Genomic DNA, 26,063 nt, shown 5'->3' on the forward strand with positions numbered 1-26,063 from the left:
CTAGATATGTGAGGTTTACCACAAAAGCAAAATGCCCGTAGAGCCGATAAAATAAGGCTTTGCGGACATTTGAGAAGATATAAAAAGATAGTTAAAAAGACATATATAATTTAATAGAACTTCTTCTATAAAATCAGTTCGGAAATATTTAGTTTAGGATTGTTTTCTTTTATTTAAAGAAAATCTGTGAAAAACCGTGTAGACATATGTCGAAGCATGTCTTATGTGTATTCTTTTTTGAGCATATGATGACAAAAAACGACGGCTGTGTTATCATAAAACGGTCAGCGCAGGAGGTGAATTATGAGCCGTATAGACGAGGTATTAAAGGCACTGGGAATACGGCGTACATACAAGGGATATTACTATGTGGCAGATGCGGTGCGATTAGTGATGGAGGACGCATCCCTTCTGCTGTATATTTCTAAATCCTTGTACCCGGAAATCGCAAGACTTCATCATACGACAATTAATTGTGTAGAGCGAGATATAAGAACGGTGGTAAAACGCTGCTGGGGCAGCGAGTATACAGACGTTCTGGAGTCTATGGCGGGGATCCCGCTTTATGAAAGGCCGACATCCGGCGAATTTATAGATATATTGTCAAGTTATCTATTATCTGAAAATATCCAATAAAAAAGAAAGTATTTTCTTTGAGGGGAGGAAATACTTTCTTTTTTTAGAATTATTATTTCAAAACGGTTACGCCGTCCATCAGTTCCGCCTCAAAGGCTTTTTGATGGGATGGGGTATAAACGCCGGGAAGTCCGCCGGTGTGAATGAAAATAACGGTTTCTCCTTTTTGAATTTTTTCTTGTTCAACCATATCGCGAAGGGCTGCATAGGTCTTTCCGGTATAGCATGGATCCAGAATAATGGATTCGGAACGGGCCATATCATAAATTGCATCCCGCACAGTCCCGGAAGGAAGATTATAGCCGCCGTAGAGATAATCTGTTGCGATATCAAAGTCATCTTCGGTAACATCGAAATCCAGTTTCCAGGCTTCTTTGACCCGATGAAAATAGTTGACGGCATAATTGAAAATATTCTCTTCATAAGGCATGATCTGCACGCCGGTCAGCTTCAGGCCCGAATCGTGGAGGCCGCAGAAAAGCCCCATGTAGGTTCCCATACTCCCGAGGGGAACGACAACACGGCCGGACTTAAATTCATTTTTTATCTCCTGGGCACATTCGTAATAACCGAGAGCGCCGATTTCATTGGAACCGCCCATCGGAATGAAATAGCAGCGTTCTCCCTGGGACTCAAATTTGTCGGCGACCCGCTCAACCACATCCATCAGCGGGGTGCCGTCATTTTTATGTAAAAACACATAGGCGCCGAAAATGCGGTCAAGGAGCATGTTAGAGGTGAGGATGCCCGGATAATCATCCATTGCAACAATAGCGCATTTCATTTGATATTTTGCGGCAACTGCGGCGGTCAGACGTCCATGATTTGTCTGCGCTCCGCCAACGGTGATCAGCATGGTTGCCCCTTTTTCTTTAGCGTCATAGACAAGATATTCCAGTTTTCTCAGCTTATTTCCGCCGACACCGAATTCGGTTAGATCATCCCGCTTCATATAAAGTTCAATGCCCAGACTGTCCGACAGATTGGAAAGATAACTCACAGGGGTCGGAAGATTCAGGAAGGCCAGTTTTGGATAACCAAACATTTGCAGTCACATCCTTTCAAAGATAGAATATCGTGTTATTTCAATTTAGTTTAGGGCGAAATAGATGAAAAGTCAATGGTTTTGCATGCGGGACTTTTAAGAAAGCCGGATTTGTGTTAAACTGAGATATAAATGTTTTAATATGACGGAGGTTAGTTTTATGTATGATATAGTGATCATAGGCGCAGGTACGGCCGGACTTTCGGCAGCCATTTACGGTGTGCGCGCAGGAAAAAGTGTACTGGTGCTCGAGGGAGAAAATTACGGCGGACAGATCATCAATTCGCCGGAGGTTGAAAATTATCCGGGGATCGCGAAGATTTCCGGTTTTGAATTTGCCACCGGGCTGTATGAGCAGGCTCAGAATCTTGGGGCGGAGATTGAATTTGAAGCAGTCATCCGAGTAGAAAAAGAGGGTAAGGATTTTGTGGTATACACAGAAGAGAGAGAGATTCCATGCCATTCGGTGATTCTGGCGACAGGGGCAAAAAATCGGCCCCTTGGCGTGGATAAGGAGGAATCCCTTGTCGGAGCCGGTGTGTCCTATTGCGCTACCTGTGACGGCGCATTTTTCAGGGGACAGGTGACGGCGGTTGTCGGCGGCGGAAGCACAGCCCTGGAGGATGCGGAATTCTTAAGCGCTTATTGCGAGAAAGTCTATTTGATTCATCGGCGGGATGAATTCCGGGGAGAACAGTGGCTGGCAGAAAATCTCCGTAAGAAAGACAACGTTGAATTTGTGTTAAATGCAGTGGTTACCGATATTATCGGAGAGGGAAATGTTCAGGGAATTCGTGTGAAAGATACGAAAACAGGAGAAAGCCGCGAGATTTCCGTTGCGGGACTTTTTGTGGCAATCGGACAGATGCCGGACAATAAGGCATTTGAACCGTTGGTTGAGCTGGATGGGGGCGGTTATATTCGGGCCGGAGAGGATTGCCGGACAAGCAATGACGGCGTTTTTGCCGCGGGCGATTGCCGGACAAAGACAGTGCGTCAGCTGACAACGGCAGCGGCGGACGGAGCTGTCGCCGGACTGGCAGCCTGTGAATATGTTAATCGGAATGAATAACCTGCAGAGCATAAAATTGCTATTATATTGAATTGAATTAAAAAGCGGACTATCATGAATTACTTCTATAATCCAAGGATAAATTTGGAGATGGAGAAATTCGGATAGTCCGTTTTATTTTTGGTGTCGATAATTTAATAAATTTTACAATAATTATGCCGGATTAACCGCTACAAAAGTGTTACGTATTTTATCATTTTTTTAAACATCTGTCAGTTTGCACATATTATTATTATCATATTAAAGAATTAGGGTCTGATGTTTGTGCAAAATCACTTAATCTGTATATAAAAAAATGCTTATAGAAAATTATTTATACATTTTTAGATGTTATATTTCTGTTGCACATTTGTTATAAGTCATCCTATAAAATTATCTTATAAAGTAAGAGAAATTATACATTGTATTAGGAGGAAAGACCAATGGAATACCGTATTGAATGTGATTCGATGGGTGAGGTTCAGGTGCCGGCAGACTGCTATTGGGCAGCACAAACCCAGAGAAGTTATCAGAATTTTAAAATTGGCGATGAACTGATGCCCCGGGAAATTATTCATGCCTTTGGTATTTTAAAGAAGGCAGCGGCCAGGGCAAACTTTAATTTGGGTAAACTGGATGAGGACAGAAAGGCGGTCATTGAGAAAGCCTGTGACGAAGTGATTTCAGGATCTTTGAATGATCATTTTCCGCTTGTGGTATGGCAGACGGGAAGCGGCACTCAGTCAAATATGAATGCCAACGAGGTCATTGCAAACCGCGGCAATGAGATTGCAGCAAAAATTTTTGCTGACAGGGATTTAGACGGCAAGAAATTTTTACATCCAAATGATCATATTAATATGTCGCAGAGTTCTAACGATACCTTTCCTACGGCAATGCATATTGCAGCAGTGATCAGTATAGAGGATAAATTGTTTCCGGTGATGGATGAGTTTATCGAAACTTTGAAGCGGCTGGAAAAGGAAAACAATGATGTGGTTAAGAGTGGACGTACTCATCTGCAGGATGCGACTCCTATTAAGTTCTCTCAGGAGATTAGCGGATGGCGCAACATGATTGAAAAAACTAAGGATATGTTGGAGAAGGCTTTGCCGGGACTGAAGGAGTTGGCACTGGGCGGTACAGCAGTTGGTACCGGGCTGAATACTCCCAAAGGATTTGCCGAGGAGGTGGCGAAGCGAGTGAGTGAGCTGACGGACAAAGAGTTTGTAACAGCAGCCAATAAGTTCCATGCGTTGACTTCCAAGGATGATTTGGTGTTTGCCCATGGCGCACTGAAGGCACTGGCGGCAAACCTGATGAAAATTGCCAATGATGTTCGTTGGCTGGCAAGCGGCCCTCGTTGTGGTTTGGGCGAAATCCATATTCCTGAAAACGAACCCGGAAGTTCCATTATGCCAGGCAAGGTGAATCCGACACAGTGTGAATCCATGACGATGGTGGCGGTACAGGTGATCGCTAATGACGTGGCTGTTGGTATGGCAGCATCTCAGGGTAATTTTGAACTGAATGTATTTATGCCTGTTTTGATTTACAATTTTCTTCAGTCTGTTCGTTTGCTAGCGGATGGGATGAAATCCTTCCATGATAATTGTGTGGTGGGTATTACGGCTGATCGGGAGGTAATGAAGCACAATTTGCATAATTCGCTTATGCTGGTTACTGCTTTGAATCCGTATATTGGTTATGATAACGCAGCCAGGACTGCGAAGAAAGCATTTAAAGAAAACATTTCTTTGAAAGAAGCCTGTATTAAGTTGGGTTTTCTGACGGAAGAGCGATTTGACGAAGTGTTCCATCCGGAGGATATGGTATAAATTGAAAGCTTTGGGGGAAGCTTACAGTCTTCCGGTTTATTGTGTAACTCGCACCGGAGCAGCTTGGGCTGCTTCGGTTGCATGGAAAAAAACAGAGATTGGATGTGCGAGATGATTTTTAGTTATTATCCGGGATGTACTCTGAAAACCAAGGCGAAAGATCTTGACATGTATGCAAGAAAATCTGCGGAGGTTTTGGGTGTTACAATGGAAGAAATTCCCGATTGGCAGTGCTGTGGCGCTGTATATCCTATGGCCTGCGATGAAATCGCAACGAAGCTTTCGGCCGTAAGAGCGCTGGAGAGCGCAAGGAAGAAGGACCAGGTACTATTAACGCTATGTTCTGCATGTCATCATGTGATCAAACGGGTGAATCATGATATGCAGGAAAATGCGGATATTCAGATGAAAGTCAACAATTATTTGCAGCCGGATGAGCCGTATACCGGTGAGACACAGGTAATTCATTATCTGGAGATGCTGCGGGATAAGGTTGGCTTTGAAAAAATCAAAGAGAAAGTAGTAAACCCGCTCAAAGGACGGAAGATTGCCGCCTACTATGGATGCCTGCTGCTTCGTCCCAGCGGAGTCATGCAGTTTGATAATCCTGAAAATCCTACGATTATAGAGGATTTTATTTGCAGTATCGGAGCAACCCCGGTAGAGACGGCTTATCGCAATGAATGCTGCGGCGGGTATGTCAGCATGGAAAATAAAAAACTGGCCGAAAAGAAAGTGGATGCGATCATTTCCTCTGCGATTGATAAAGGGGCAGAGATAATTATTACCGCATGCCCGCTTTGTATGTACAATTTAGATGCCAATAGCACAGAGCATAAGCTTCCCGTTGTATACTTTACGGAACTTTTGGCAGAAGCATTAGGCGTGAAATAAGGAGGATTTATGATGGGAAAATATACACAAGAGCAAATCCTCAGAATGAGTGGCGTCAATACCAGAAAATGTATGAAATGCGGAAAATGTTCCGGTACCTGTCCAGCCTATGATGAGATGGAATATCATCCGCATCAGTTTGTGGCAATGGTAGAAAATGGAGATATAGATGTGCTCATACAGTCGAACTCCATCTGGAATTGTCTTTCCTGTTTTGCCTGTGTGGAGCGGTGTCCCAGAAGTGTAGAACCGGCTAACCTGATTGAAGCGGTACGTCTGGCTGTGATCCGCCGTCAGGGTGAAAACCATTTGAAGGCGGAAGAAATTCCGGACAAACTGGAAGAAAAACTTCCTCAGCAGGCGATTGTCAGTGCATTTCGTAAGTATAGTAAATAACCTAGAAGGGTGGAAATCATAAGTGCAGAAGATAGGCGTTTTTATTTGTCATTGTGGAACGAATATTGCCGCAGCTGTTGATGTCGATGCCGTAACAGAAGCGGTTAAAAGCGAACCCGGTGTTGTATATGCAGTGAATTATCAGTATATGTGTTCCGAAAATGGTCAGGCGCTGATAAAAAAGGCGATTGCCGATTACGGCCTGACGGGTATTGTTGTGTGTTCCTGCTCTCCCAGAATGCACGAAGCAACTTTCAGAAAGGCAGCAGAGTCTGCCGGCCTTAACCCCTATATGGTGGAAATCGCCAATATTCGCGAACATTGTTCCTGGATTCATAAAGTTCGGATGGAAGCTACAGAGAAAGCCATTATCCTGGCTAAGGCAGCCCTCGCTAAAGTACATTTAAATACTCCGCTGATTGCAGGCCAGAGTGATGTTACGAAAAGAGCACTTGTTATCGGCGGTGGAATCGCCGGTATTCAGACAGCTCTGGATATTGCAGAAGCCGGTTATGAAGTGGATATTGTGGAGAAATCTCCTACTATTGGTGGGAAGATGGCACAATTGGATAAAACCTTTCCCACACTCGACTGTGCCGCATGTATCCTGACCCCTAAGATGGTGGATGCGAAAGCAAACGATAAGATTACCCTGTACACCTACAGTGAAGTAGAGTCTGTTAAGGGGTTTGTTGGTAACTTTGAGGTATCTATTCGTAAAAAGGCCCGATACGTTAATACCGATTTATGCACCGGCTGCGGTGAGTGTACCAATAAGTGTCCGTCCCGCAAAGCAAAGAGTGAGTTTAATATGGGTTTGGTTAACCGCGGCGCGATTTATATTCCATTTGCACAGGCTATTCCGAACGCAGCGACGATTGATCCAGAATATTGTATTCATATGAAGACCGGCAAATGCGGTCTTTGCGAGAAGACCTGTTCGGCCCATGCAATCGATTTCAATCAGAAAGATGAGATCATAAAGCAGAAGTACGGCGCCATTGTCATGGCTACCGGCTTCAATCTGATTAACTTAGATAATTTCGATGAATTTGGATATTCCAGGTATCCCGATGTGGTTACTTCTCTGGAATTTGAGCGTCTGATGAATGCAGCCGGCCCGACCCAGGGCACGCTGCTTCGGCCCTCTGATCATGAGCATCCGCACACGCTGGTATTTATACAGTGCGTCGGCTCCCGTGACACTTCCGGCTGCGGTAAATCCTACTGCTCTAAGATCTGTTGTATGTATACTGCCAAGCATGCGATGCTCGTTCGTGATAAGTATCCGGATACGGAGGTATATGTATTTTATATAGATGTGCGTACACCGGGTAAGAACTTTGATGAGTTTTACCGTCGTGCGGTGGAACAATATGGGGTGCACTATATTAAGGGAATGGTCGGCAAGGTTACCGATAAAGATGGTAAGTTGATTGTGCAGGGGTCGGATCTTTTGAATAATAAGCAGCTAAGGATAAAGGCTGACATGGTGGTTTTGGCCGCTGCTACGGAGCCGGATAAGTCTGCCAGGAGTGTAGCGACGATGCTGACTGCCAGCATCGATACGAACGATTTTATGACAGAAGCACATGCGAAGCTGAAGCCCGTGGAAAGCCCGACGGCGGGTATTTTCCTGGCCGGTATGGCACAGGGTCCAAAGGATATTCCGGAAACGGTTTCGCAGGCCGGCGCTTGTGCGGCTAAGGTGATCGGACTTTTGGCGAAGGACCATCTGGTAAATAATCCTTGTGTGGCGCATTCGAATGAGGTGAAGTGTAACGGATGCTCCAACTGTGAGAAAGTATGCCCTTATGGTGCTATTTCATATATCGAGAAAGAGGTCAACGATTATGGTGTAAGGGAGGTTCGCCGCATTGCGCAGGTAAATGAGGCGGTTTGTCAGGGCTGCGGCGCTTGTACCGTTACCTGTCCTTCCGGTGCAATGGATCTGAAGGGTTTCTCGACGAATCAAATTATGGCGGAGGTGGATGCAATATGCCGTTAATTGAAGAAAACAAAAAAGAGTATAAGCCTCTCGTCGTAGCCTTTTGCTGTAACTGGTGCAGCTATGCCGGCGCCGATTTGGCTGGTTCCAGCCGTTTGTCATATCCGGCGGAGGTGAAGATCATACGGGTACCATGCTCCTGCCGTGTCAATCCGCTGTTTATTCTGCGGGCTTTCCAGAGGGGTGCTGACGGTGTGATTATTGCCGGCTGCCACCCGGGAGACTGTCACTATACATCCGGAAACTATTTTGCAAGGCGACGCATGACCTTGCTGTTTAGTATGTTGGATTATCTGGGAATTGAAAGAGAACGTACCAGAGTAGAGTGGATTTCTGCAGCGGAGGGTGTTAAGTTCTCCAATACGATGAATGAGTTCGCTAAAATTATCCATGAACTGGGTGAAAATAAGAAATTAAGGGATCTGAGGTGCAAGAATGACTGATTTAATTAAAAAGAAAGTCAGAGAGCTTTTGAAAAGCCGGGCGGCTGACCGGGTCCTTGGGTGGAAAACCGGTGAGTTTTTCTATGATGAAACACCGGCGGTATTTAATTCTTTAGAGGAATTAAAAGCTCTGGTGTACGATGGTTTTTCTGCTTCCAATTTGAGCAAATATTTGATTAAAGAAACAAAGAAAGATGGAAAGGTGATTGCTCTTTTGAAACCCTGTGATACATACAGTTTCAATCAGCTACTGACGGAGCACCGGATTATACGGGAAAATGTGTATGCAGTAGGCGTGCCTTGCCGTGGAAAGCTGGATATTAATAAGATTCGTAATATGGGAATTAAGGGTATTCAGGGCATTAAAGAGGAAGAGTCTCGGTTGGTGATAGAAACTCTGTATGGAAACAGGATCATTCAGCGGGAGAATGTGATTTTGGATCGATGCTTTTGTTGCAAAGGCAGTCGGCATGTGGCCGCCGATGAAGTGATCAAGTCTGACGAGCCTGCATGGAAGCCCGACACAGATCGGTTTGAAGTGGTTTCTAAGCTGGAAGCGATGACGCCGGATGAACGTTTCAATTTTTGGAGAGATGAGCTTTCCAAATGTATCCGCTGCAATGCCTGCCGTAATGTGTGTCCCGCTTGTTCCTGCCTGCAGTGTGTGTTTGATAATCCCGCCTCTGGCGTAGCCGCAAAGTCGAATGCCGATGATTTTGAAGAGAATATGTTTCATATCATACGGGCCTTCCATGTGGCTGGACGTTGTACAGATTGCGGAGAGTGTTCCCGTGTTTGTCCTCAGGGCATTCCGCTGCATTTGTTGAATCGTAAGTTTATTAAAGATATTGATGAGTTTTACGGTGAGTATCAGGCTGGCGCCGATTTGGAAACAAAGGGACCGCTGACCGAATACACCAAAACGGATGTGGAACCTGGTATCATAACCAATGACGTTGCGCGTGCATTGTTAAAAGAGAGGCGGTAAAGGATGATGTTGAAAATTACAGTAGATCGTCTGCCTGAACTGTTTGTCAAAATGGCAGAGAACAAGGCTTTGTATATGCCCATTGAGAAAAACGACCAAGTAGAGTTTCACCGCTGGAGTGAGGATGCCTGGGTCCGTTTGGACAAATTGAATACATTAAAATCCGCTAAAGATTTGTTTTTCCCGCAGACAGAGAACATGATGAAGTTTAAGGTGGAGGGCAAGAGCCTTTCAGTGGAGGAAAACCGCGATTTAATTGAGCCCTTTGTCGTATTCGGCGTAAGGGCCTGTGATGCCGAAAGCTTTAACGTGCTGGATAAGGTATTTATGGCGGATCCGATGGATACCTTTTATCAGAACCGTCGGGAAAATGGCGTAGTTATTACCATGGCCTGCAATGAACCAGAGGAGACCTGTTTTTGCAGTATATTTGGTATTGAAGCGGCAAGTCCAGCTGGAGATATCACCTGCTGGATGGCAGGCGACAACCTGTATTGGCGGGCAAACACTGAAAAAGGGCAAGCCTATACGGAAGCAGTGTCCGAGCTTTTGGAAGAAGTCGGAGCTGAGGGCGAGGCCAAAGTAGAAGAGCAGAAGAAGAAGATTCGGTCCATTCTGGAAAAGCTGCCGCTTAAGGATTTGAATCTGAAAGGTTTTGACGGTGAACATCTGTTGGAGAAGTTTAATTCTCCCAAATGGGCCAGATTGTCCGAATCCTGCCTTGGATGCGGTACCTGCACTTTTGTATGTCCTACCTGTCAGTGCTATGACATTCGTGATTACGACAATGGTCATGGCGTACAGCGGTATCGCTGCTGGGATTCCTGCATGTATTCCGATTTTACACTGATGGCGCACGGTAACTCCCGTAAGACACAGATAGAGCGGTTTCGCCAGCGGTTCATGCACAAGCTGGTATACTTTCCGTCTAACAACAATGGAATGTATTCCTGCGTTGGCTGCGGGCGCTGCCTGGCGAAATGCCCCATTTCCATGAATATTGTAAAAGTGATTAGAGCATTGGGAGGAGAAGATAATGAGTGAGATTCATGAAAGCCTAATTCCTTCCATTGGTGTCGTAACCGACGTGCGCGTTGATACGCCCGATGTAAAAACCTTCCGGGTAAACACTCTGGATGGTGGAATTCCTTTTGATCATAAACCCGGACAATGTGCCATGATTTCTATTCCCGGCGTAGGCGAGGCAATGTTTTCCATTACTTCCTCTCCAACCAATACCGACTTTAAGGAATTCAGTATTAAAAAGTGCGGGTGCCTGACGGCTTGGCTTCACCAGATTGAGTTCGGGCAGCAGATTTTGATACGCGGCCCTTATGGGCATCCTTTTCCGGTTGATACGGAATTTGTAGGAAAGGATCTTTTGTTTATTGCCGGTGGTATTGGTCTGGCGCCTTTGCGTTCGGTCATTAACTATTGCCGCCATTATCGGGATCGCTATGGCAAGATTGACATTGTATATGGTTCACGTTCTAAAGACGACCTGGTTGATTATCCTGAAATTATCAATGAGTGGTATCGGGAAGAGGGCATTAATGTGCATCTGACTATTGATTGTCCGCAGGAGGGCTGGGACGGACATGTGGGTTTTGTGCCGGATTATGTGAAAGAACTGAATTTTGACACCAATAAGATTGGGATTATTTGTGGTCCTCCGATTATGATTAAGTTTACTCTGTCTGTCCTCCAGGAGCTGGGATTCGAAAAAACTCAGGTATATACCACTATGGAACTTCGTATGAAATGCGGCATTGGTAAATGCGGTCGTTGTAATATTGGTGATAAATATGTCTGCAAGGATGGTCCGGTGTTCCGATGTGATCAGTTGGATGAACTTCCTAACGAATATTGATAAAGCGAGGATACAAAATTATGGAAGAAATGGTAAATGTATTTTTATTTGGAAAAAAGTATTCTGTTCCCTCCAATCTGACAATCATGGGTGCTATGGAGTACTCTGGATATCAGCTGATTCGCGGATGTGGTTGCCGTAACGGATTTTGCGGTGCGTGTGCAACCATCTACAGAATTAAAAATGACCGTGATCTGCATGCATGTCTGGCATGCCAGACAAAAGTTGAAAACAATATGTATGTGGCTACCTTGCCGTATTTTCCACTGGTGAAGGAGCTATACGACATCAAAAAGGTGACTCCTGATGAGCAGATTATGATGCAGCTTTATCCGGAAATATACAGTTGTATTGGATGTAATGCCTGCACCAAGAGTTGTACCCAGGGCTTGAATGTGATGCAGTACATTGCCTATGCTCAGAGAGGCGAGTTTAAGAAATGCGCAGAGGAGTCCTTCGACTGCATTATGTGCGGTGTTTGTTCTTCTCGCTGTCCGGCCAGGATTTCTCATCCGCAGGTAGCAATCCTGGCAAGACGTCTGACCGGCAAATATTTGATGCCGTCGGCCGCACATTTGACCAATCGTGTAAAGGAAATAGAAAACGGCGATTTTGATCAGATGCTGGAAGATTTGATGCAGAAGCCGATTGAAGAAATCAAAGAGCTGTATAATACCAGAGAAATTGAGAAATAAGGAGGGGTAACTGTGTATACATCTGAGGTATTGTTAGAGTCTATCAAAAAAGTAGAAGCTACCCGCCCCAGCCGTTTGGGCGTGCTGCCGGAGCGTCTGACTTCCGATCAAAAGGACGATGTGCTGAGTAAATTTCATCCGGATTATAAGTGGGAGGGCTTTTCTGTTTTGCAGGCAGGTCCCAATAAAGGCGAAAAGGTTCCCACCGAATTGGCTGCTCTGCTGCAGGCTGACAGCCGAGTGAAGAATCTGGACATTGATCTGAGCAAGGTGGACTATGAAGTGGATGTTTTGGTCATCGGGGGTGGCGGAGCAGGTTCTTCTGCTGCAATTGAGGCTCATGAGAATGGTGCTGAAGTTATGATTGTAACTAAGCTGAGAATTGGTGATGCTAATACCATGATGGCGGAGGGCGGTATCCAGGCTGCTGACAAAAAGAACGATTCTCCTGCTGTCCACTATCTGGATGCTTTGGGCGGCGGCCATTATGCCAACAAGCCGGAACTTTTGAAAAAACTGGTAACCGAAGGCCCTGGTGCTGTAAAATGGTTGAATGATTTGGGTGTTATGTTTGACAAAGAAGAAAACGGTACTATGATTACTACTCATGGCGGAGGGACTTCCCGAAAGAGAATGCATGCTGCTAAGGATTATTCTGGTGCAGAGATTATGCGTACTTTGCGGGATGAAGTGTTGAACCGCGGTATCCCGGTGGTTGACTTTACTGCAGCCATCGAATTGATTAAGGATAAAGAAGGCAAGGCAGCAGGTGCTGTGCTGATGAATATGGAAACCGGAGATATACTGATAGCTAAGGCTAAGACGGTCATCATTGCCACTGGCGGAGCAGGTCGTCTGCATTACCAGGGATTTCCTACATCCAATCACTACGGCGCAACCGCTGATGGCTTGATTTTGGGCTATCGTGCCGGTGCCAAGCTGCTGTATGCCGATACACTTCAGTATCATCCTACCGGTGCAGCATATCCTTCTCAGATTCTTGGTGCTTTAGTAACTGAAAAGGTACGTTCTCTTGGTGCACAGGTGTTGAATAAAGATGGCATTGCATTTGTTCATCCATTGGAGACCCGTGATGTGGAGGCGGCTTCAATTATTAAAGAATGTGCAGAGCAGGGAGGGGGTCTGGAGACCGGTGAAGGACCGGCTGTATGGCTTGATACCCCTCTGATTGAAGAAATCCACGGTGAAGGGACCATTGAAAAGAGAATCCCGGCTATGATGAGAATGTTTGGTAAATATGATATTGATATCCGCAAAGTGCCTATTTTAGTTTATCCGACACTGCATTATCAGAATGGCGGTCTGGATATTAGAGTTGACGGGCAGACCTGCGTAGAAAACTTGTATGCAGCCGGTGAGGTTGTCGGAGGCATCCATGGGCGCAACCGTTTGATGGGAAATTCGCTGTTGGACATTATCGTATTCGGTCGCAGCGCCGGACAGCAGGCCTCTGAAAAGGCGAAGAGCGTTACTGTTGGTGAGTTGACCCTGGAGCATGTAGATCAGTTTGATGCCGAAATAAAGGAGGCCGGAATTGAAAGCAATATCGTTTCTCCCAAATTGCTGCCGAATTACACTCATCAAAAAAATATTTAATTTAAATTAAGATAACAAATGATAGATAATGGTTAGAGGAGAAAAAACATAAGATGACTTCGTTATTAGCTATATTTTTAATTACAGCAATCGGCTGTCTGCTGGGAAGGATCCGCATCAAAGGTATGGAGCTTGGAACCGCAGGTGTATTGTTGGTAGCGCTTGTATTTGGTCACTTTGGAGTGGAAATACCGGCTATTATTCAGAACTTTGGCTTGGTGTGCTTTGTCACTTCCGTCGGCTTCATCGCCGGTCCAAAATTTTTTCGCAATTTCAAAGAAAATGCCACATCTTACGTGTTGTTGGGGCTGCTCATCGTTTTTTCCGGTGCCTTAGCCTGCGGGGTCATCATCAAATTGTTTAATGTACCGGCAGCGCTTGCAACCGGTTTGCTGACCGGATCTCTCACCAGCACACCGGGACTTGCAGCAGCTATGGAAGCAGCAGGTGATGCAAAAGATATGGCATCTATCGGTTATGGAATTGCCTATCCTTTTGGCGTAATCAGCGTTGTATTTTTTGTACAGCTGACACCTAGATTATTGAAAGCCAATATGGACGAGGAAAGAAAGAAAATGGAAGCGGCCTCCACTATAACCATCAAGCCCTGCAGCGGAAGATTTTTTGACATTGATCCGGATGGATTTTTTGCCTTTGCAGCAGCAATTGTGGTGGGGCTTTTGCTGGCTAAAATTACTTTACCGCTGCCCGGCGGCGCGACCTTCTCTTTGGGGACATCCGGCGGCCCGCTGATTGCAGGATTGATTTTCGGACATTTTGCACATATAGGTCCTATAAATATTTCTGTTAATAAAAAATTATTGGAAAATATGAGGGGACTTGGATTGATTTTGTTTTTGCTGGGTGCAGGAGTCAGCGCCGGTGCAGGCTTTGTGGAAATTCTAAAGGAGTATGGTGTGGTGCTCTTTTTGGATGGAGTCATCATGGCTGTAATTCCGATGTTTGTAGGTTTTTTTGTGGCCAGAAAGCCGTTAAAGCTTTGCCTGTTCAATGCTCTGGGCTCTATCTGCGGAGGTATGACCAGTACTCCGGCTTTGGGTACTCTGATTCGTGTGAGCAAGAGCGATGATGTGGCCTCTGCCTATGCGGCCACTTATCCGGTAGCATTGGTTGCAGTTGTGTTGGCATCCCAGTTTATTGTCATTTTGTTCGGATAAATAGATGTTAAGAAAGCTTCTTTAAGTCAGAAGATGACTTGGAGAAGCTTTTTAAATATTGTTCTTTATATTGCTTTTCACACAATCGTTTTTTGTTTAACCCGACAGGCATGGCAGGCGCTTGGCGCTGTGGCAGTTCCGCCCTGGGATGTCTCTCTTAAAGAAACCGGCAGTGCGCGGCCGACGCGGTACATTACTTCGATGGCCTCATCAATCGGTACGACGCTTTGGATACCGCTCAGGGCAATTTCTGCGCTGATTAAAGCGTTGGAAGCACCCATGGCATTTCGGTTCTGACATGGAATTTCAACAAGGCCGCCCACCGGGTCGCAAACCAGTCCGAGAATATTAATGAGTGCAAAGGAGGCGGCGTCCAGACATTGGGCCGGCGTTCCGCCCATAAGCTGAGTCATGGCCGCCGCAGCCATGGCACTGGCAGAGCCGACTTCAGCCTGACATCCGCCTTCGGCGCCGGCGGTCGTTGCATTTCGGGTGATCAGATAGCCGACGGCGGCCGCCGTATAAAGAGCCTGGATGATGACAGCGTCTTCCATATTATATTCTTCCTGCGCCGCACAGAGCACGCCCGGAATAACCCCGGAAGAGCCGGCAGTCGGCGCGGCTACGATAAGGCCCATGGAAGCATTGACTTCCAGGACACCGACGGCATAAGCGATGGCTTTGGAAACCAGAGGACCGCATATATTTTTTCCTGCTTTTCTAAGGGCGTCTATCTGTTTGCTCTCGCCGCCGATCATACCGCCGGTGCTGATCAGATCTTCGGTCAAAGCCCGATGAATGGCTTGCTTCATAATATCATAAGCCCGTTCCATTTTTCGTGTCACATCCACCGGGTCCTGCTCCAGATAATCCGTTTCCCTTAAAAACATGGCCTGGGAAATCGGAATATGTTTTTCAGAGCATATTTCAAGCAGTTGTTTTCCGCTGATAAAATTCATTAAAATATTCCTCCCCCGTTTTTAAATTGCCGGTACGATGGTTGCGCTGATGATGGCATCATGACATTCCAATACATTAATGATGGAAGGGTTAATATCAGAATCAACCTCGATGATGGCATAAGCATCATCCCCTTTGGCTTTGCGGTAAACCTTCATGAAAGCAATGTTCAGATCAATGCCGCTGCACACGGTTGTCATATAGGCCAGAACACCTTTTTTGTCCTTATGATGAACGATCAATGTGGAATATGCGCCGGAAAGCGCGATGTCGACACCGTTTAAGCGCCGGATAACAGCGTTTCCTCCGCCAATCGACTCCCCACGAAGTTCAATTGTCCGACCATTTTCGCAGCGCAGCAAAATGTCCACTGTATTTGGATGAATATTTTTTTCAGTGGTATTTTCAATGAATTCATATTTCAAACCGGCCGCATTAGCATATTGAAAGGAGTCCCGAATTCGTTCATCATCCGGGAGAAAACCGAGAATCCCGCCGACCAGCGCCCTGTCCGTTCCATGGCCCCGATAAGTCCATGCAAAAGAACCGTAGAGGATGAATGTTACGGAAAGGATTTTTGCCGGGGCCAGTTTTCCGGCCAGATGGGCAATCCGCAGAGCCCCGGCCGTATGGGAACTGGAAGGTCCGATCATATTCGGACCGATAATATCAAACATACTAATATCGTTCATAAAACCTTCTCCTTTTCTATAGTTCTATGATATACTAAAAAAGAAAGATTTAAAAGCGCAATTTGTAATAATCCAGAGACAGAAAACATAGATTGATAATCAGGGGGAGTATATGTATCGTAAAACTTTAACAAAACCTCGGAAATGGGACGAGGAGTCGCTGGCACTGGCTACAAAAGAGGAACTGGTTGCCGATCTGCTGCTGCGGAAATCTCAGCTTCAAAACCGAAAAAAATCCATGCTGCCGTGGGACAGGCACCTTTTGAAAAAAGAAATGTACTGGATTGGCGTTGTCAATAGAGAGCTGGAGCAGCGCAAAGAATGGATTGTGGAGGGCTGACATGAATAGAACAGGGTGGCATGAATGATGCAATTCATGGTCACCCTGTTGTTTTCTGATAAAAAATATATTATACTAAAATTAGTCAGAATATTGTTGCTTTAATTGCAAAGGAGGAAGGTTGTGGAAAGCAAAAAAAGGATAGTTACGGTTTTGTATATTTTTTTGTTGATTGTTTGTGCCGGAATGTTATATTATGCAGATACATTTGCTGTACAGATGCAGGAAATGACACGGAATACGTTTGAGGTTGTTAAATACGGAATGTATGCAATTCTCTACCAGAGTGTTCTTACGCTGCTCATCTGCACTGTCCAATTTATCGGGCGCTTTGTGAAGCAAGAGATATATGTTGTCGGATCGGCGGCGATGATAATTTTATTGGCGTTTTTACTGTATATAAATCTGTTTCGTTCTGCTTTTAAATTTTTGATTGTTATTTCCATTGTTTTTATTGCAGAGTTTTTTTTTGGATGGTGGAACGAAAAATGAACGTATGAGGGGAGTGGTCGGATGGGTATTATTGATTATATCAGCAGGTATTTTATATTATATCAAGTGTTTATTCTGGGTCTTATATGCAGGCAATGGTATTATCATTTTGGCAATGAGGCACGGTCCGGGCAGGCAATATATAAGATTCGAAAATCCGGACAGCTTATCGCTGCAAGTGCCGTACTTTATGTCGTGCTGCTTCTATTATGTATTTATGGCATTTGGATAGGTAAAACAAAGGAAAGTACATATTTTTTTATTTTGCTTTTTGCAGAGCTTGTTGTTGGATTTTTTATGGACTGTCTCCCTCAGCGGATTTGTGAAAATGGAATTCGGACGTATCAGGGATTTGTTCCATGGTCATCCATACATAAAGTCAGAAATTCGGGAAAAAGCATATTGTAAAGGTAGATATTCATGGAAAGAAGAGAACTAAAAAAATATATTGTCGGCCGGAGGAGAAGGGGCAGCTTGAAAAATTTATTTTGGAGAGAGCCCGGACACAGCAGGGGGCAGGAGCTTCGGCCTTGGAACAGGAAAAATCAGGGGTGAATGAGTCATGAAGAAAAAACGTATCATTTGTTTTGGAGATTCAAATACATGGGGGTACAATCCGGTGACGGGTGAGAGGTATGACGAAAACACCCGGTGGCCGATGCGGATGCAGCAGATTTTAGGCGATGAATATCAGATTATAGAGGAAGGCCAGAATGGCCGGACTATCTCCTGTGAGGACCCATGGGAATGGGGAAATAAAAAGGGTATGGATTATGTTCTGCCGATGGTGGAAAGCCATGTGCCTTTTGATATGCTGATCATTATGCTGGGTTCTAATGAACTGAAGAAAAAGTTTCACCTTCCGGCAGGAGATATTGCCGGAGGACTTCAAAATATGATGATGAAGCTGACAAGTTTTTTGAAATATAAATGCAATCAACCGGACACAAAGATTCTTATTGTGTCGCCGATACATGTGGGTGCGGGAATTGAAGCATCTCCCTTTGCCGAATTTTTTGAAGGCAGGGAAGCCGTGGAGAATTCAAAACGGATGGCTTACTGGTATAAATTGGTGGCCGATCAGTTTGGGTGTGAATTTTTTGATGCGGCGGCTGTGGCAGAGCCGGGAGAAGCCGACAGTATCCATATGATGGAGGAGGGGCATTTAAAGCTGGCGGAGGCTCTCGCCGGAAAGGTCAAAGAAATAATAAACGAATAAAAGAAAAGGGATTCTCCGGTCAACAATCGGCCGTTGAATCCCTTTTTGCGGTTTATTTTACCAGCCGGATATCTGAAATATCCGGTGTGATCATCATTGAATAATTTGTATGATAAATGACGAAGCCCGGTTTTCCCGAATTTGGCTTTTTGACATGTTTGCGCTGAATATAGTCAATTTCCACTTTTTCGCTGGAACGGTTTTTGGAATAGTATGCAGCGAGGCGGGCAGCTTCCTCAAATGTGCGGTCAGGCAGTTCATCGCCGCCGGTTTTTACGACAACATGGGAGCCGGGAATACCCTTGGCATGGAACCACCAGTCGCCGCCGTTGGCAAACTTAAAGGTCAGCTCTTCATTTTGAAGATTGTTTTTTCCGACATAAATGTCATACCCATCGGAGGAAATATAATGAAGCGGTTGACTTGTCAGCTTTTGTTTTTTGGTGTTTTTTCCGCCGGTGTGACGTTTTACATAGCCGGCCTGGATCAGTTCTTCCTTAATCTGGGCCAGATCCCCCTCAGTTTGAGCCAGATCCAGTGCAGTGCTGATGGAATCCAGATGTTCCATTTCCTCGTGGGTTTCTTCCGTCAGCGTGGACAGGGCTTCGAAGGTACGTTTTAATTTGCCGTACCGCTCAAAATACTTTTTGGCATTTTCCTGAGGCGAGAGCGTTGAATCCAGGGGCACGGTGATTTCTTTGTTTGTGTAGTAATTCAGGCAGGTCAGGCTTTTTGCGCCTTCTTCAAGGCCATAACCGTAGGTGTTCAGCATTTCCCCATAGATTTTATATTTTTCCCGTTTTTCCGTATCTTTTAACTGCTTTAACTGCAGATCATATTTCTTTCGGGTGCGGTCCAAAGCGGTGTTTACCACATGGCGCAGATCATGGGATTTTTGACGAATCCGGGTGGCGGCGTTTTTTTCGGCATAATAGCTGCGGAGCACTGTGGAGATCGAATCAAAACTCCGGCTTTCCAGATCACTGCAGCAGGTTAAAGGCAGGGCGGAAAATTCTGCCGGTTCTTTACCCCGGTAGATAATGACCGGTGCGAAATGATGATTTTCCACATCCTCCATAAGACGGCTGAAAACGCCAAACAGATGAATTTTTTCGGCGTCTGATAATCCGCTGGTGCTCATTCCCGAATCGATGGAAGCACGGAAACAGATTTCCTCGGCAATGATCGGACTGATACCGGTCAGGCTTGTATAAATGGCTTTGCCGACGGGCAGGGGTTTTGACAGCACTTTCTCTATGAAATCCTCAGCTCCGACAGCCATGGGATTCATTTTTTGTATGGTATTTGGAATAAAATAGCTGCGGCCCGGGAGGACTTCCCGGACAGAACTGACATTGAGTGAAATATGTTTAATGCTGTCGATGATGGTGCCGTCCGGCTGGCAGAATATAATATTGCTGTGTTTGCCCATCAACTCCACGATCAGAAATTTTGTACATAAGTCGCCGAGTTCGTTTAAATGTTCGATCTCAAATTTGATGATACGCTCCATCTCCGGCTGGATGATCGAAACGATGCGGCCGCCGCTGATATGCTTTCTCAAAAGCATACAGAAGTTTGGGGCTGCCATCGGATTTGTCCCCGTGTCCTCAGCCAGATAGGCCAGAGGCAGGGAAGGACTGGCGGAGAGCAGCAGGCGATAGTTATTCCGGTTGTTTTTGACGGTCAGCACGATCGCATCATTTTCCGGTTGATATATTTTGTTGATACGGCCGTCTGCAAGCCGTTCATTCAGTTCCCATACTAGACTGGAAATTACAATTCCGTCAAAAGCCATGATATTTTCTCCTTGCTTGAAATTAGAATAAATCAAGTATAACAAATATTAAAAATTTCTACAAGAGATGAGGAGAGAAACTATTGACGGTATTTTTTATTTGAATTATAATAAATTGATATGGTTATACAATAGCCTTACTATGGAAAGATATAACCATACTTTACAAATTTACTTGATAGATGGGAGAACCATGCAATGTTGAAAAGTATGACAGGTTTCGGCAGAAGCGAAATCGCAAATGAACAGCAGAAGATTACTGTTGAGATGAAGGCAGTCAATCACCGTTATTGTGATATTAATGTGAAAATGCCTAAAAAACTGAGCATTTTTGAGGCGGCCATTCGGAATCTTCTGAAAAAATATATCCAGCGCGGGAAGGTGGATGTATTTATCACTTATGAGGACTATACGGAGAATAATATGGTCCTTAAATATAATGAAGAACTGGCGGCGGAATATGTCCGTGTCCTGCAGCAGATGAGTGACCAGTTCGGCATTGAAAATGATGTACGGGTATCGGTTTTATCCCGTTATCCGGATGTATTGACGCTGGAAGAGCAGAGCATTGATGCGGATGAGCTCTGGAGTGTTTTGGAAGAAGCGCTTCATAAAGCCAGCGAACAGTTTGTGGAAACCCGCCTGGCTGAGGGTGAAAATCTGAAAAATGATCTGATCGGCAAATTGGACGGAATGCTTGAGGATGTGGATTTCATTGAGGCACGTTCGCCGGAGATCCTGGCGGAGCATCGCCAGCGGCTGGAGGCAAAGGTCAGGGAGCTGCTTGGAGATTCCACCATTGATGAGAGCCGTATTGTGACGGAGACAACCATCTTTGCAGACAAAATTTGTGTGGATGAAGAGATCGTTCGCCTGCGCAGTCATATCACAAGCACGCGCAATGCGCTGCTGGAGGGCGGAAGCATTGGAAGAAAGCTGGACTTCATTGCTCAGGAGATGAACCGGGAGGCAAATACCATTTTATCCAAAGCAAATGACTTGGAGGTTGCGAACCGGGCTATTAATTTAAAGACGGAGATTGAAAAAGTCAGAGAACAGATACAAAATATTGAATAAGCCTGAACAGGAGAGATGATTTTTGGGAAAGCTTATGAATATAGGATTCGGGAATGTGGTGAATACAAGTAAGGTGATCGCCATCATTAATCCGGATTCTGCGCCGATCAAGCGCATGATACAAAATGCCAAGGATGCGGGAATGGCCATTGACGCCACCCAGGGACGCCGGACAAAAGCAGTGATCGTTATGGAAAATAATGAACTGGTGCTTTCGGCCTTACAGCCGGAGACTCTCACCGGGCGTTTTGCCGGCAAAGTTATAAATAAGGATGAGGAAGATGAATGATCAGAGAGGAATTCTGGCGGTTATTTCCGGATTTTCCGGCGCCGGTAAAGGAACAGTTGTAAAAGAACTTCTCAGCGCCCATGCTCAGGAATATTGCCTGTCTGTTTCCGCAACGACCCGTGATCCGCGGGAGGGGGAAGTGGACGGTGAGCATTACTTCTTTTTGGATAAAGCCGAATTTGAACGGCGCATCGGTGAAGAGCGGTTTTTAGAGTATGCCTGCTATGTCGATAATTATTACGGAACTCCAAAGGATTTTGTGCTCGATAAATTGGACCGGGGAATTTCCGTTGTATTAGAGATTGAGATGCAGGGCGCTTTAAAAGTGAAGGAACGTTACCCGGAAACGGCGTTGATTTTTGTGACGCCGCCGACAGTTGAAGAACTTGAGGCACGGCTTCGGGGCCGGGGGACTGAGACGGAAGAGGTTATTTTATCCCGTCTGGCCCGGGCGGCGGAAGAAGTTGAATATATGCCTAAGTATGATTATATTGTTCTCAATGAAACCGGAAAGGCTGCAGAGTGCGCGGAAATGATCCATCGTATTATTGAGAGTGAAAAAAGGAAAACAGTTTATGGCGGGGAACTGATAGAAAGTCTCAGAGAAGGCCTTGCCCCATACAAGAAGGGAGAATAATTTATGTTACATCCATCATATTCAGATTTAATAGAAGTTGTCAACAGCGGTGTGGAAGAGGGCGAAGCCCCGGTAGTGCAGAGTCGTTATTCGATTGTGATCGCCACAGCAAAACGGGCGAGACAGCTCATTTCCGGCGCCGAACCTCTGGTGGTAGACGCGGAGGGCAGAAAACCTTTATCTATCGCGGTCGAGGAACTGTATTCCGGCAATATCAAAATCCTCGGTGAGGATGATGAGACCGGCGAAGATATGCTGGAGTTAGATGACGAGGCGGAGGACGGAATGTCGGAAGTGTCCGGAGAAGAAGCGGAGGAAGCAGAAGAAGCGGGAAGCGGAGACGAGGAAAAACCGGAAGCATAAATTCAAATTAAATTTACAATTCGTATTGTTATATGACAAGAAATTCATTATAATTTAGTTGTACTGCAGAAAATGGAGATATGGGGAATTTTGTATGGAAGACAATAAGTTGTTGTTTACAAAAAAACTGGAAGAACTGGTTTCGAATGCTAAAAAGAAGAAGAATGTTCTTGAATATCAGGAAGTTATGGACGCATTCAGCAGCATGGCGCTGGATGCGGACCAGAGTGAGCAGATTTTCGACTATCTGGAAAGCAAGGGAATTGATGTTCTCAAGGTCAGCAATGACGACAGCGATGCAGAGTTTCTTTTAGATGATGATGATGAGGTCCGAGTTGAGGATACAGATTTATCCGTGCCGGATGGCGTTAATATTGAGGACCCGGTACGTCAATATCTGAAAGAAATTGGTAATATTCAGTTGTTGTCCGCAGAGGAAGAGGCTGAATTGGCACGCCGTATGGGCGAGGGCGATGAGGAAGCTAAAAAGCATTTGACTGAGGCTAATCTGCGCCTTGTTGTGAGCATTGCCAAACGCTATGTGGGCCGGGGAATGAGTTTCCTGGATCTGATACAGGAAGGAAATATCGGGCTGATGAAAGCAGTCGATAAGTTTGATTATACAAAGGGTTACAAGTTCAGTACTTATGCAACCTGGTGGATCCGTCAGGCGATCACCAGGGGATTGGCCGATTATTCCAGAACCATTCGTATTCCGGTACATATGGTAGAAACAATTAATAAAACAATTCGGGTATCCCGTAAATTGCTGGCTGAATACGGCCGTGAACCGACTTCGGAGGAAATCGCGAAGGTCATGGGAGTTCCGGTGGAAAAAGTGGATGATATTCTGAAGATTTCGAAGGAGCCGGTATCTATGGATACGCCGATCGGCGAGGAAGAAGACAGCCATCTGGGAGATTTTATCGAGGATAAATCAACACTTCAGCCGGAACAGCATGCGGCGGACGAGATGCTGAAGGAAGAACTGGAGGTTGCGCTTCAGTCATTAACTGAGAGAGAACAGAAGGTCATCCGATTGAGATTTGGACTGGAAGACGGAAAGGCCAGAACTCTGGAGGAAGTCGGTCAGGAGTTTTCTGTGACCCGCGAGCGTATTCGTCAGATTGAGGCGAAAGCGCTTCGAAAACTTCGTCATCCTCAGAGAAGCAAGAAGCTGAAAGATTTTCTTGCGTAATATGAATTATAAAGAACTGTGGGATACCGGAGATGCCTGCTTTTGGAGCGGGCCATCTGCGGTATTCTTGTTCAACAGAAAATACTGGAGGTACGGAGTTGAAATACGCAGATATTATTGTGGATATATCGCTGGAAGCATTGAATCGGGTATTTCAGTATATTGTACCGGAGATTCTGGAGTCGAAAGTCCGGGTCGGCAGCCAGGTGATGGTTCCCTTCGGCAGCGGAAACCGGATCATTAAAGGTTTTGTCATCGGATTCTCTGAAAAACCGGATTATGCGCCGGATAAATTAAAAGAAATATATAGTATCCCCAAAGGTTCTATGGTGGTAGAGTCTCAGATGATCTGTCTGGCGGATTGGATGTGCCGGATGTATGGATGCACGCGGATTCAGGCATTGAAGACAGTGTTGTGTGTCCGCCGAAAGATTCAGGGGGGAACGAAAAAAATATATTTTTTGGCGGTCTCCCGGGAAGAAGCTGAGGCAGAGATGAAAAAACTTTCCGTTCAGCCGAGATTTGCCTCCCGGGCAGCGCTGCTTGCCCTGTTTTTGGACGACAGAGAGGGAAAGGGAATCACAGAGGATATTATGAAAAAAAATGTTCCCTCTCCGATGAATGCTTTGCGCACTTTGATAAAGCATGGATGGATCGAGGTCCGGGAAGCTTCCGATTATCGAATTCCTTTTTTGGGAGTGGAGGACGGAAAACAGGTGCAGCTCAGCCGGGAACAGCAAAAAGCGGTGGAGGATATCTGTGAGGATGAGCGGATGGTTCATCTCTTGTATGGCGTCACGGGGAGTGGAAAGACCGAAGTCTATATGCAGCTGATCGAGCGGACTCTGATGTCGGGACGGCAGGCGATCGTACTGATTCCGGAAATATCCCTGACTTATCAGAATATCGGGCGTTTTCGGCAGAGGTTCGGCCGGCGCGTATCGGTCATGAATTCCCGGATGTCGGAGGGTGAACGCTATGACCAGTATATCCAGGCAAAAAATGGGGAAATTGATATTATGATCGGACCCCGCTCCGCACTTTTTACGCCATTCCCGAATCCGGGTTTGATTATTATCGATGAGGAGCAGGACGGCGCCTATAAAAATGATACAACGCCGAAATACCATGCGGTGGATGTGGCTGTTGAGCGCATGCGCCTGTGCGGAGGTAAGGTCGTCCTTGGGTCGGCTACGCCTTCGGTTGTTGCCTATGACCGGGCAGTACGGGGTATTTACGGTTTGCATTTGCTTAAGAAACGAGTGGCCGGAGGGGCGGCGATGGCCGAGACCTGTGTCGTCGATCTGAGAAATGAGTTGAAACAGAAAAATTATTCGATTTTCAGCCGGAAGCTTCAGCGGGAGATGGAAGTACGGCTGGAAAAGAAGGAACAGATTTTGCTGTTTTTGAATCGCCGGGGATATGCCGGTTTTATATCCTGCCGAAGCTGCGGTCATGTTATCCGGTGCCCGCACTGTGATATTTCTATGACACTGCACAAGGCTGAGGGGAATGTTTTAAAATGCCACTATTGCGGATTGACACTGCCTTTGCCGGGAAATTGTCCGGAATGTGGTTCCGGATATATCGGGGCCTTTGGCATGGGAACGCAAAAGGTTGTGGAGATGTTGGAAAAACGTTTTCCACAGGCGCGGATTCTCCGGGCGGACCGGGATTCAATGCGCCGGAAAAACAGTTCTATGGAAGTGTTTCAGGCCTTTTCGAAGGGGGAGGCGGATATACTCGTCGGAACTCAGATGATCGTCAAAGGGCATGATTTTCCGAATGTGACGCTGGTTGGCGTTCTTGCGGCGGATCTGTCCATGTTTTCCGGGGATTATCTGGCCGGAGAGCGGACATTCCAGCTGCTGACTCAGGCAGCCGGGCGGGCCGGGCGCGGAGAAAAACCGGGGTTGGCAGTGATCCAGACATATCAGCCGGAGCATTATGCGGTGACCTGTGCGGCGGCTCAGGATTTTGAAGCCTTTTACAGCCAGGAGATCTTATATCGGCAGCTGATGAGATATCCGCCGGCCGGGCATATGATGGCGGTCATCATTGAGCATGAGGATGAAATGACAGCCCGGGAGGGCTCACTGCTTCTTGCCGGTGTGATGGCCGGGAAAGACGTTCATATACTGCCGCCGGCAGAGGGCTTTCGCGCAAAAGAAAAAGATTGTTACCGAAAGGTGATCTATATAAAAAGCAATGAGATAAATGGATTGATTCGAAGCAGGGAAAGAGCACAGGCGTTTATTCGCGGGGAGGCTTTATTCCGGGAAATAAATGTTCAGTTCGATATCAATCCGATGAATTTATATTAAAATGGAGGAAGAATG

At 45.8% G+C, this 26,063-nt stretch carries 26 protein-coding genes and 1 pseudogene; 23 read left to right on the forward strand and 4 right to left on the reverse strand.

What is annotated here, in order from left to right; all coding sequences use genetic code 11:
- Positions 1-303 precede the first annotated feature (303 nt).
- Positions 304-636, forward strand: a complete 333-nt coding sequence (locus ACMN7X_RS14485) for a sporulation initiation factor Spo0A C-terminal domain-containing protein (protein ID WP_418748159.1) — start codon at positions 304-306, stop codon at positions 634-636.
- A 52-nt stretch (positions 637-688) separates the two neighbouring features.
- Here ACMN7X_RS14485 and ACMN7X_RS14490 read toward each other — a convergent pair whose 3' ends face one another.
- The gene (locus tag ACMN7X_RS14490; protein WP_418748160.1) at positions 689-1,681 is read right to left on the reverse strand and encodes a 1-aminocyclopropane-1-carboxylate deaminase/D-cysteine desulfhydrase; all 993 of its coding nucleotides are present in this window, start codon (positions 1,679-1,681) and stop codon (positions 689-691) included.
- A 160-nt stretch (positions 1,682-1,841) separates the two neighbouring features.
- Here ACMN7X_RS14490 and trxB point away from each other — a divergent pair, with 160 nt between their 5' ends.
- The 12 genes from trxB (at position 1,842) to ACMN7X_RS14550 (ending at position 14,659) form a co-directional block, all read left to right on the forward strand.
- Entirely contained in the window at positions 1,842-2,753 is a 912-nt protein-coding gene (gene trxB, locus ACMN7X_RS14495) for a thioredoxin-disulfide reductase (RefSeq protein WP_418748161.1), read from the forward strand.
- Between the two features lie 422 nt (positions 2,754-3,175).
- A complete protein-coding gene (fumC, locus tag ACMN7X_RS14500; RefSeq protein ID WP_418748162.1) occupies positions 3,176-4,570 on the forward strand; it encodes a class II fumarate hydratase in 1,395 nt (464 codons plus the stop codon).
- Between the two features lie 111 nt (positions 4,571-4,681).
- Positions 4,682-5,464 (forward strand): CoB--CoM heterodisulfide reductase iron-sulfur subunit B family protein, encoded by a 783-nt coding sequence (locus ACMN7X_RS14505; protein ID WP_418748163.1) that lies wholly within the window; start codon positions 4,682-4,684, stop codon positions 5,462-5,464.
- Between the two features lie 12 nt (positions 5,465-5,476).
- Positions 5,477-5,860, forward strand: coding sequence for a 4Fe-4S dicluster domain-containing protein (locus ACMN7X_RS14510; RefSeq protein ID WP_418748164.1), 384 nt, complete (start codon positions 5,477-5,479; stop codon positions 5,858-5,860).
- Between the two features lie 22 nt (positions 5,861-5,882).
- Positions 5,883-7,868 (forward strand): 4Fe-4S binding protein, encoded by a 1,986-nt coding sequence (locus ACMN7X_RS14515; protein ID WP_418748165.1) that lies wholly within the window; start codon positions 5,883-5,885, stop codon positions 7,866-7,868.
- Complete coding sequence (locus ACMN7X_RS14520; RefSeq protein WP_418748166.1) at positions 7,859-8,311, forward strand: hydrogenase iron-sulfur subunit; 453 nt, start codon at positions 7,859-7,861, stop codon at positions 8,309-8,311. Before ACMN7X_RS14515 ends, ACMN7X_RS14520 begins: the two co-directional genes overlap by 10 nt.
- Entirely contained in the window at positions 8,304-9,299 is a 996-nt protein-coding gene (locus tag ACMN7X_RS14525; RefSeq protein ID WP_418748167.1) for a 4Fe-4S dicluster domain-containing protein, read from the forward strand. The genes ACMN7X_RS14520 and ACMN7X_RS14525 overlap by 8 nt, the downstream gene beginning before the upstream one ends.
- 3 nt (positions 9,300-9,302) lie before the next feature.
- Positions 9,303-10,343, forward strand: a complete 1,041-nt coding sequence (locus ACMN7X_RS14530; protein WP_418748168.1) for a 4Fe-4S dicluster domain-containing protein — start codon at positions 9,303-9,305, stop codon at positions 10,341-10,343.
- A complete protein-coding gene (locus ACMN7X_RS14535; RefSeq protein WP_418748169.1) occupies positions 10,336-11,169 on the forward strand; it encodes an FAD/NAD(P)-binding protein in 834 nt (277 codons plus the stop codon). The genes ACMN7X_RS14530 and ACMN7X_RS14535 overlap by 8 nt, the downstream gene beginning before the upstream one ends.
- A gap of 20 nt (positions 11,170-11,189) precedes the next feature.
- Positions 11,190-11,864, forward strand: coding sequence for a 4Fe-4S dicluster domain-containing protein (locus tag ACMN7X_RS14540; RefSeq protein ID WP_418748170.1), 675 nt, complete (start codon positions 11,190-11,192; stop codon positions 11,862-11,864).
- A gap of 12 nt (positions 11,865-11,876) precedes the next feature.
- Entirely contained in the window at positions 11,877-13,481 is a 1,605-nt protein-coding gene (locus ACMN7X_RS14545; RefSeq protein WP_418748171.1) for an FAD-dependent oxidoreductase, read from the forward strand.
- A 53-nt stretch (positions 13,482-13,534) separates the two neighbouring features.
- Complete coding sequence (locus ACMN7X_RS14550) at positions 13,535-14,659, forward strand: permease (protein WP_418748172.1); 1,125 nt, start codon at positions 13,535-13,537, stop codon at positions 14,657-14,659.
- 77 nt (positions 14,660-14,736) lie between these two features.
- Here the strand turns inward: ACMN7X_RS14550 and sdaAA are convergent, their stop codons facing one another.
- Positions 14,737-15,618, reverse strand: coding sequence for an L-serine ammonia-lyase, iron-sulfur-dependent, subunit alpha (gene sdaAA / locus ACMN7X_RS14555; RefSeq protein WP_418748173.1), 882 nt, complete (start codon positions 15,616-15,618; stop codon positions 14,737-14,739).
- Between the two features lie 21 nt (positions 15,619-15,639).
- Positions 15,640-16,311, reverse strand: coding sequence for an L-serine ammonia-lyase, iron-sulfur-dependent subunit beta (gene sdaAB / locus ACMN7X_RS14560; protein WP_418748174.1), 672 nt, complete (start codon positions 16,309-16,311; stop codon positions 15,640-15,642).
- 112 nt (positions 16,312-16,423) lie between these two features.
- Here sdaAB and ACMN7X_RS14565 point away from each other — a divergent pair, with 112 nt between their 5' ends.
- The 4 genes from ACMN7X_RS14565 to ACMN7X_RS14580 all read left to right on the forward strand — a co-directional run bounded on the left by ACMN7X_RS14565 (position 16,424) and on the right by ACMN7X_RS14580 (position 18,362).
- Positions 16,424-16,651, forward strand: a complete 228-nt coding sequence (locus tag ACMN7X_RS14565) for a hypothetical protein (RefSeq protein ID WP_418748175.1) — start codon at positions 16,424-16,426, stop codon at positions 16,649-16,651.
- A gap of 123 nt (positions 16,652-16,774) precedes the next feature.
- Positions 16,775-17,143: a hypothetical protein gene (locus ACMN7X_RS14570; protein ID WP_418748176.1), complete on the forward strand. Its 369-nt coding sequence runs from the start codon at positions 16,775-16,777 to the stop codon at positions 17,141-17,143.
- A gap of 21 nt (positions 17,144-17,164) precedes the next feature.
- Positions 17,165-17,551, forward strand: a complete 387-nt coding sequence (locus ACMN7X_RS14575) for a hypothetical protein (RefSeq protein ID WP_418748177.1) — start codon at positions 17,165-17,167, stop codon at positions 17,549-17,551.
- A 154-nt stretch (positions 17,552-17,705) separates the two neighbouring features.
- On the forward strand, positions 17,706-18,362 hold the full coding sequence (locus ACMN7X_RS14580) for a GDSL-type esterase/lipase family protein (RefSeq protein WP_418748178.1): 657 nt from the start codon (positions 17,706-17,708) through the stop codon (positions 18,360-18,362).
- A gap of 52 nt (positions 18,363-18,414) precedes the next feature.
- On the opposite strand, the gene ACMN7X_RS14585 is transcribed toward ACMN7X_RS14580, so the two are convergent.
- Positions 18,415-20,160 (reverse strand): Rqc2 family fibronectin-binding protein, encoded by a 1,746-nt coding sequence (locus tag ACMN7X_RS14585; protein WP_418748179.1) that lies wholly within the window; start codon positions 20,158-20,160, stop codon positions 18,415-18,417.
- A 198-nt stretch (positions 20,161-20,358) separates the two neighbouring features.
- On the opposite strand from ACMN7X_RS14585, the gene ACMN7X_RS14590 reads away from it, so the two are divergent.
- The 6 genes and pseudogenes from ACMN7X_RS14590 to priA all read left to right on the forward strand — a co-directional run bounded on the left by ACMN7X_RS14590 (position 20,359) and on the right by priA (position 26,048).
- Positions 20,359-21,237 (forward strand): YicC/YloC family endoribonuclease, encoded by an 879-nt coding sequence (locus ACMN7X_RS14590; RefSeq protein ID WP_418748180.1) that lies wholly within the window; start codon positions 20,359-20,361, stop codon positions 21,235-21,237.
- A gap of 22 nt (positions 21,238-21,259) precedes the next feature.
- Entirely contained in the window at positions 21,260-21,526 is a 267-nt protein-coding gene (locus ACMN7X_RS14595) for a DUF370 domain-containing protein (protein ID WP_418748181.1), read from the forward strand.
- Positions 21,519-22,163 (forward strand): guanylate kinase, encoded by a 645-nt coding sequence (gene gmk / locus ACMN7X_RS14600; RefSeq protein ID WP_418748182.1) that lies wholly within the window; start codon positions 21,519-21,521, stop codon positions 22,161-22,163. The genes ACMN7X_RS14595 and gmk overlap by 8 nt, the downstream gene beginning before the upstream one ends.
- Positions 22,164-22,166: 3 nt before the next feature.
- Positions 22,167-22,415: pseudogene (rpoZ, locus tag ACMN7X_RS14605) on the forward strand (DNA-directed RNA polymerase subunit omega); the annotation flags it as partial.
- A gap of 205 nt (positions 22,416-22,620) precedes the next feature.
- Positions 22,621-23,724, forward strand: a complete 1,104-nt coding sequence (gene rpoD / locus ACMN7X_RS14610; protein WP_418748183.1) for an RNA polymerase sigma factor RpoD — start codon at positions 22,621-22,623, stop codon at positions 23,722-23,724.
- Between the two features lie 98 nt (positions 23,725-23,822).
- A complete protein-coding gene (priA, locus tag ACMN7X_RS14615) occupies positions 23,823-26,048 on the forward strand; it encodes a replication restart helicase PriA (RefSeq protein ID WP_418748184.1) in 2,226 nt (741 codons plus the stop codon).
- Positions 26,049-26,063: the final 15 nt, after the last annotated feature.

Source organism: Frisingicoccus sp., from assembly GCF_048388605.1.
In the GTDB taxonomy this organism is placed as follows: domain Bacteria; phylum Bacillota; class Clostridia; order Lachnospirales; family Lachnospiraceae; genus Frisingicoccus.